Source organism: Alcanivorax hongdengensis A-11-3 (assembly GCF_000300995.1).
Lineage (GTDB): Bacteria > Pseudomonadota > Gammaproteobacteria > Pseudomonadales > Alcanivoracaceae > Alcanivorax > Alcanivorax hongdengensis.
Genome location: NZ_AMRJ01000024.1, coordinates 46,139 through 52,502 on the forward strand (window position 1 = coordinate 46,139; position 6,364 = coordinate 52,502).

Annotated in this window: 5 protein-coding genes; 2 read left to right on the forward strand and 3 right to left on the reverse strand. The window is 60.6% G+C overall.

Going from position 1 to position 6,364, the window contains the following annotated elements; all coding sequences use genetic code 11:
* The first annotated feature begins 311 nt into the window (after window positions 1-311).
* Together A11A3_RS13390 and A11A3_RS13395 are read left to right on the forward strand one after the other, a co-directional pair.
* Window positions 312-1,397, forward strand: coding sequence for an aldo/keto reductase (locus A11A3_RS13390; RefSeq protein ID WP_008929850.1), 1,086 nt, complete (start codon window positions 312-314; stop codon window positions 1,395-1,397).
* A 289-nt stretch (window positions 1,398-1,686) separates the two neighbouring features.
* Entirely contained in the window at window positions 1,687-3,048 is a 1,362-nt protein-coding gene (locus A11A3_RS13395) for a dicarboxylate/amino acid:cation symporter (RefSeq protein WP_008929851.1), read from the forward strand.
* Between the two features lie 8 nt (window positions 3,049-3,056).
* Here the strand turns inward: A11A3_RS13395 and A11A3_RS13400 are convergent, their stop codons facing one another.
* From A11A3_RS13400 to A11A3_RS13410, 3 genes are all read right to left on the reverse strand, one after another.
* The gene (locus A11A3_RS13400; RefSeq protein WP_008929852.1) at window positions 3,057-3,674 is read right to left on the reverse strand and encodes a DUF47 domain-containing protein; all 618 of its coding nucleotides are present in this window, start codon (window positions 3,672-3,674) and stop codon (window positions 3,057-3,059) included.
* On the reverse strand, window positions 3,671-4,705 hold the full coding sequence (locus A11A3_RS13405; protein WP_008929853.1) for an inorganic phosphate transporter: 1,035 nt from the start codon (window positions 4,703-4,705) through the stop codon (window positions 3,671-3,673). Before A11A3_RS13405 ends, A11A3_RS13400 begins: the two co-directional genes overlap by 4 nt.
* A 136-nt stretch (window positions 4,706-4,841) precedes the next feature.
* Window positions 4,842-5,990 carry a zinc-binding dehydrogenase gene (locus tag A11A3_RS13410; protein WP_008929854.1) on the reverse strand — a complete coding sequence of 383 codons (1,149 nt, stop codon included), beginning with the start codon at window positions 5,988-5,990 and terminating at the stop codon, window positions 4,842-4,844.
* Between the last annotated feature and the right edge of the window lie 374 nt (window positions 5,991-6,364).

Genomic DNA, 6,364 nt, shown 5'->3' on the forward strand with positions numbered 1-6,364 from the left:
TGGAGGCCGATCAATCCGCAGGAGCGTCGCCAGCCACGCATGAACTGCATCAACCCAACCTCAAGACCGTGCTCTGAGCATTGCGGATCGACAGGATCGCCAGCCAGGTGCAGAGTGGGTGAGGCGAACGGTATCTGCTGCCTGCGACGCTGACGAGTGGCAGGCGTTTACCCATCCCCCGGGCAGCAACCGGTTTTGCAGAATCGTGCAATCGTCCGAGAGTTTTCTCCAATCCGATTACGCGCGTTTCCCCGTAGCATGAACCCACCTTCCTGCTCCGGCAGGATCTTCCATTACTGGAGGTGATCCGCATGACGACATCAGAGACTTCCCCCTCCGGCCAGGATGCTCCCCTGCGCCTGCGTACGCTCGGCCATTCGGGCCTGTTTGTGTCTGAGCTGTGCCTGGGCACCATGACCTTCGGCGGCGGCGACGACATGTGGGGCCTGATCGGCCAGCTGCAGCAAGGGCAGGCCGATGAGCTGGTAAAGACCGCCCTGGACGCGGGCATCAACTTCATCGACACCGCCAACGTCTATGGCGGCGGCGCCAGTGAAAAGATCACCGGTCAGGCACTGAAAAACCTGGGCGTCGCCCGGGAAGACGTGGTGCTGGCCACCAAGGTTCTCGGCCCCATGGGCGACAGCCCCAACGCCCGCGGCGCCTCCCGGGGGCACATCATGAGCCAGTGCAAGGCCAGCCTGGAGCGCCTGCAGACCGACTATATCGACCTCTACCAGATCCACGGCTTCGACCCGGCCACCCCCATCGAAGAAACCCTGCACGCTCTCGACACGCTGGTTCAGCACGGCCATGTGCGCTACGTGGGTCTGTCGAACTGGGCTGCCTGGCAGGTCATGAAAGCCGTGGGCATCAGCCGTGCCCGTCAGCTGTGCCCGATCCTTTCCCTGCAGGCCTACTACACTCTGGTGGGCCGTGACCTGGAACGGGAAGTGATCCCCATGCTGGAATCCGAAAACATCGGCCTGATGGTATGGAGCCCACTGGCAGGTGGTTACCTCTCCGGCAAATACGAGGGCCCCAACGTTTCGCAAGAAAACCGCCGCGCCAAGTTCGACTTCCCGCCGGTGGACCGCGAACGCGGCAGCCAGGTAATCGCCACCCTGCGCGAAATCGCCGCCGGCAAAACCGTCAACGGCAAGCCGGTCACCGTGGCGCAGACCGCCCTCGCCTGGTTACTGCACCAGCGAGCCGTGAGCAGCGTCATTGTCGGCGCCAAACGGGTCGACCAATTGCAAGACAACATCCAGGCCGCCCAGGTACGTTTCGCCGCCGACGAACTGGCTGCGCTGGACCAGGTCAGCCAACTGCCGGCGGAATACCCCGGCTGGATGCTGGAGCGTCAGGGTTCGTACCGCAGCCATATGAAAGACTAAATCGCGCCTCAACGTTTATTGCCGGAGCGTCGCCAGCGGCGCTCCGGCCGTAAGGGCCCTGGCAATGGCCGCCTTTTCTTTTTCCTGGCCAATCTCTATCTCGGCCTGCCTTCTGGTCAGACACAACAGCTGCGCGCTTCAAATCTCGCTGAGCCGATAAGGGGCTTTCAACGGTTCCCTAGATCCAGTTCAAGGATTGCCGGTTGAGAGCCAGCTAGCATTATGGCTTTCAACATGGCCCGCAGGCGCTGATGGCCCGGCGGGTTTGATGCTGTCACGGAGAGATACCATGGCCGGGAAATCCCGCCTCTTTGCGGTACCGGGGCCGTCCCGGTCCCTCAAGCAGCTCAGCAGCAGTCTGACCAATCTGGTTCAGGGGCGGTTGTGGCTCAAGGTGCTGCTGGCCATGGTTGCCGGCATTGTCACCGGCATGGCACTGGGCCCCTCCGTGGGCTGGGTCAGGCCGGATACCGGGGTGGTGATCGGCAACTGGCTGGCCTTCCCCGGTCAGTTGTTTCTGGCTGTGATACAGATGGTGGTCATTCCGCTGGTGTTTGCGTCCATCATCCGCGGCCTCGCCGCCGGTGAGAATCTGGAACAACTGCGACGCATGGGCCTGGTAGTGGTGGGCTATTTCGTGGCAACCACGGCGGCGGCGGCAGCCATCGGGCTGTGGATCGCCAACCTGATCCAGCCCGGCCGGTTCCTGTCACCGGACCAGTTGCAGGTCCAGGCCGCCGGCTTGCCCGCAGACATCACACCGCTCGATGGCCCCAGCTTCTCCGCCATCCCCGACAAGCTGCTGGGGCTGTTACCCGGCAACCCGCTGCAATCCATGGTCGAGGGGCAAATGCTGCAGGTGGTGATTTTTGCCGTGATGGTGGGCGTGGCGCTGATTTCCATGAGCAAGAAAGAAGCCACACCCATGCTGGAACTGCTGGGCTCCCTGCAGCAGGTGTGCATGACCGTGGTGCGTTGGGCCATGCTGCTCGCTCCAATAGCGGTGTTTGGCCTGATGGCCAGGCTGACCAGCCAGACTGGCCTGGATGCCCTGCTGGGCATGGCGGTCTATGTACTGACAGTGCTGGCCGGGCTGCTGCTGTTGCTGGCCGGTTACCTGGCGCTGGTATCACTGTTTGGCAAGCTGTTACCGAGGGGTTTTCTGGGCGCGGTGCGGGAAGTGGTGCTGCTGGCCTTTTCCACCTCCAGCTCGGCGGCGGTCATGCCGTTGTCGATCAAGACGGCTGAAGACAAATTGCAGGTGCGCCCGGCCATTTCCCAGTTCGTTATCCCCCTGGGCGCCACCATCAACATGAATGGCACCGCGCTTTATCAGGCCATTGCCGCGGTCTTCCTCGCCCAGGTCTTCAACATCGATATCGGCCTTGGCGGCATGGCACTGGTGGTGATCATGGCAGTGGGCGCCTCTATCGGTTCACCGGGTACGCCGGGCGTTGGCATCGTGATACTGGCCACCACCCTGGCCACCATCGGTGTACCGCCTTCGGGCATTGCGCTGATCATGGGCGTGGATCGTATCCTCGACATGAGCCGTACCGCCATCAATGTCACCGGTGATCTGGTAGCGGCCAGGTTACTGGATAAATGGATGCCGCAAGAGACTGTGGCCACCAGCCAGCCGGCAAGTTGAGCCGGCCATTACATGACCTTGATGGCCATGTCCTCCAACGTGTTTGCCGTCACCTGCATCCGCTTGGCGATTTCCTTCAACTGACTGAGCACATCCCGGTGAATCATGATAAGCCTGACGTCATCGCGGTCCAGCAGCCTGGCCATGTGCTGGGCACGGCGCTCCACCAGAAGATCATACTTGTCATGAATGGGCGCAATGACCGGCAACATCTTGCCGGATAATTGCCGGAAACCGTTCTCCAGCAGGGTGGCCATTTCTACAAGCAGTTCAAACAGATCCTGGTATTCACCCAGCTCCACCCTGTTGTGGTAAGCATCCATCTCGACGACAAAGTGCTTTACGCTCAGGGCAATCCAGTCCAACTGCGTGATGATGCGAAATATCGATTCCTTGTCATAAGGCGCGATAAAGACATCCAGCAGCTCCTTCATGTTCTTGTCCTTGATCTGGCGGGTTTCGCCAGCATCACTTTTGATCAGGTTGGCGGCCTTTTCATCATGCAGGATGTAAGCGGCATGCAGGTCATGGACAAGCTTGCGGGTGGCGGAGGTCTGCTCCTGCAATGCGGCGGCCAGATCCATCTCCCTTGGCATGACGAACTTGCGGATAAAACCCATGATCATCCCCAGATCCTGAGAAAGACAAAACAGTAACCCCAGCCCAGCAACAGTGAGACAGGCACATTCATGAACCAGCCCGCCACGATACCCTGAGCGGTTTTCCACCTGACATGCTGCGGTTTTTCTGCGGCACCGTTACCCAGTAACGTCGCCGTCACCACCTGGGTGGTCGAGGTGGGGGCACCACTTAACGTGGCAATACTGTTTACCAGAGCCGAGCCAAGTTGATTGGCCACGGAGTGAACCACGCGAACGCGGAACAGCCCGAAGCCCAACGTCTTGATAATGCGCCAGCCACCAAACATGGTGCCAACGGTAATGGAAGTGGCACACAGAAAGATGGCCCACACGGGAATGCTGAAATCCCGGGTAGCACCACTGGCTAGCAACATCATGCCGATAATCGCCATGCCCTTCTGGGCATCATTGGCCCCATGCGAGAAACCCAGCCAGGCCACACTGAGATACTGGGAGAGCACAAACAGACGGCCGACTCGCCGGGTGGCCCGCCGCAGCAACCGGAAGAACAGCTTCATGACCAGAAAGCCGATCAGAAAGCCAAAAAAAGGCGACACAAACAGGCCAGCCATCACCTTCATGATGCCCTCAACCTGACCCTGCTGCAGGGCAGCCACGCCCCAGTTGATATGGTTGCCGCCAACACAATACAGCCCGGCCCCGACCAGGCCACCGGCCAGGGAATTGGACGAGGAAGACGGGTAACCCAGACGCCAGGTGACCAGGTTATAGGTCACTGCCGCCAGCAGCGCTGCAATCACCAGGGTTTGCCCTTCGATCGTGGAAGCGGCGCTCACATCCACAAAGGTGCCCACGGTATCCGCCACCGCAAGCCCTACGGTAAACGGCGCCACGAACGTGAACGCCGTCACCAGTGCAATGGCCACTGCCGGCTTCATGGCCCGCGAGGCAATGGCCGTGGCCACCATATCGGCGGCATCGTGGAAGCCGTTGGTAAAATCGAAAAGCGCCACCAGCACGACCACCAGTACCAGCAGGCTTGTCGATAAATCCATGCTCGTCACTCATTGGTTATTATGATGGGCAATACGGCAGTACCCGGCTGCCACAGATCAACCATACACCGAAAATCCCGATCTGAGATCAACAAGGGCGCCCCATGCTCAGTACATGGTGTGGCCAATACAGGCCCTACATCTTGCCCGGATCAATCAGGATCTTGGCATGCTTCTCCGGGTTGCCCAGCGCCGTAAAGGCCTCATCCACCCCCGCCAGCCCGACGGTGCCGGTAATCATCGGCGCCACATTGACCTTGCCCTCGGCAATCATATGTAGCGCATCGCGGAATTCGATGGGCATGTAACCCAGCGCAAAGCGCAGGTCGATTTCCTTGTTGATGGCATTCACCGGGAAAAACTGGTCCTGCTTCATGCAGACGCCGGCCACCACGATGCACGAGCGCAGCGGCGCCTCGGCAATGATGCTGTCGATCATGCCCGGCACCCCCACACACTCGAAGATCACCGGTCGTTTCGGGTTGGTGACGCCGGCCACCTCCGCCGCCCGCCACAGCGGCTCCCAGGGCAGCGGCGTCATGCGCAGCATGCCCATGCCATCCAGCGCCATATCGAACAGCTGCGGGGCATTAACGATAAAGCCGCGCTTTTCCAGCCCCTCGTAGGGGCTGCCCTGGGACGGGTCCACCACCACATGGGCGCCCATGGCGCTAGCCAGCTTGCGCCGGGTGGGCGAAAAATCACTGGCAACGATATGACGCACGCCCTTGGCCTTGAGCATGGCGATTACCCCCAGCCCAATGGGCCCGCAACCAATCACGATGGCGGTATCCCGGCGCCCCACCCCAGAGCGATTCACCGCATGCAGCGACACAGCCATGGGTTCGGTCAGCGCCGCATGGTCATCGGAAATGCCGTTGGTCACCGGGAACGCCAGTGACTCCTCCACCAGCACCCGCTCGGCATAGGCGCCCGGTGCCTGGGTGGACAGCCCGGTCAGGTGGGCCACACCGTTGGTACGACGCATGGGCATGGCCACCACACGCCGGCCCGCCTTCCAGCGTTTGTGGGTTTTGGGCCCGTAATCGGCAATTTCACCGACGAACTCATGGCCCAGCACCACGTGCTCATGGCTGCGCATGATGTGCGGATAACCGACACGCTCGGTGGCTTGCGCCAACTCATCGGCGTGATGGCGAGCGTGCAGATCCGATCCGCAGATCCCGCAACGCAGCACGTTCAGGAGTATCTGGCCCTTGCCGGGTTCCGGCTCGGCCACGTCCTGAACCTGAAAGTCTCCGTGGTGACATACAACCGCTTTCATCGCATTTCCTCTGGGTAGGCGGGCTGACTTGAAGCTAATAATGTCGCGATTCTGGCGAAGCATAACAGGTCGAGTGGTGCCAATTGGGTTGCTTGTTGGCCTGGATGGATGGCGCGTCAGCGGGACGGGAGGCAACAGACAAGCCAAAAACCCGGCCGGCGATTGCCTGATGCATGTAGATCGTGTATCTGTTCCTCCGGCACGGTTCAGCACCATACGGATCGCCGGTCCGGCAATGACTAAGTCCACCCTCCCCCGCGCCCACAATCCGCGAGGATTTTTACGCTACCCCTGCAAATGGCCGCCCCGATCTCATGCCAACCTCGTCAATCAAGGAAATAAAGGGTATACGGATTTAATGGTTGATGGGGCAC